Here is a 1,387-nt window from a genome sequence, read left to right on the forward strand (position 1 = left end):
GTGCGATCTCCGCTGACCGCTGACCACTAAATGGTTACCTAAAAATTCCCGAAAACTATCATTTCAAAATCAATAGCTCTCCAGTAATTTTCAATCCTCTTTGAGTTTTATCAAAGACACTAAATCGGTCTTTCCTAACTCTAGCCAGCCTAACTCATGAGGGGGTTTTTCTATCGCCCTCCTCCTAGTTAGTTGCAGGGTTTGCCGCAGCAGCGGAAGATTACTTAAGCCAATTAAAATAGCTACACTAAAGCTGATGATCGCATCCGCCTGAGGCCAGTTGAAAATTCCAACCGCCAAAGCAGCTATTATAGTGCCGATTGAGCCAACTACGTCTGCCAGTACATGCAAAAATGCACCACGCAGATTGAGGTCTTGCTCAGTATTTTCCCCTAGCCAATAGAGGTTAATGCTGTTGATCACTACGCCAATTAACGCAGTGACTAGCATCGGCAAACTGAGGATTTCCTCAGGTGTCCCTTGCAGATGGGCGATCGCTTCTCGCCCAATCCATACAGACATAGCCACTAGACCGATACTATTGATCAGACCAGCCAAAACCTCAATCGGTTGATTGCTCATTTGCTTTCGAGACTTCGAGGAGCCTTGAGCCAGCCATGCAGCAAGCAAAGCAATACTCATTGCTACAATATCTGCCAGCATGTGAGCCGAATCAGCTTTGAGAGTTAAACTGTGGCTAACAAAGCCGACAACCATTTCGAGTAAAGCAAAGATTGTGATTAAGATGATCACTCTCTTCAACCGCTGAACCTTACCCAGAGATACGCTGGTCTGGCACAAACAACCTAATCTGTTGCAATTGAGCATAGTTTAAATTACTTTGGTTAGTCAACTGGGAAAATAGTCTTGCCTCGGAAAATAGTTTCCTGCACCTTGATATCAATGATATCCATTGGCTCAACGTCCAGAGGATTGTCAGAAATACTCACAAAATATATTGTTTTTTAATAGAAATTTCCATGATTAAATTTTCTTTATATAGAGAATTTTTTTCCCTAATACAACATAAGTAAATCTGAGTAAAAACTTGTTATCACAAGTTTAATTAATGTCTATAACACTAATCTTATACTGTTGTCAAGCCAATGATAATTTTAAACAATATGAGCCTTAAATACCATATAGCCAAACCTATTTTATTGTCAAAATTTAGTTTTCTTGAAAAATTTAATTTTAAGGAATTATATTTGAGATAGTACCAAAGTCTATCAACGCTTCTTGATGCAGTCGCTCATGGGGCATTGGTGACAAGTTAAGAGAAAAAGCCTTTTGTCAAGAGGGGGGATTGCCTCAGGGTTCGAGTCGTGTGAAACTCAGAACAGACAAGTAATTGAGCCATGGTGAATCCTGATGAGCGGCCACCGAA

General features: G+C 40.5%; 1 protein-coding gene. It reads right to left on the reverse strand.

Translation table 11 applies throughout. The features are described 5' to 3' along the window. Positions 1 to 90: 90 nt before the first annotated feature. Complete coding sequence (locus tag F6K49_RS49360; RefSeq protein ID WP_293110082.1) at positions 91 to 828, reverse strand: cation diffusion facilitator family transporter; 738 nt, start codon at positions 826 to 828, stop codon at positions 91 to 93. Positions 829 to 1,387 lie beyond the last annotated feature (559 nt).

The sequence above is a fragment of the Moorena sp. SIO3I6 genome (genome assembly GCF_010672095.1).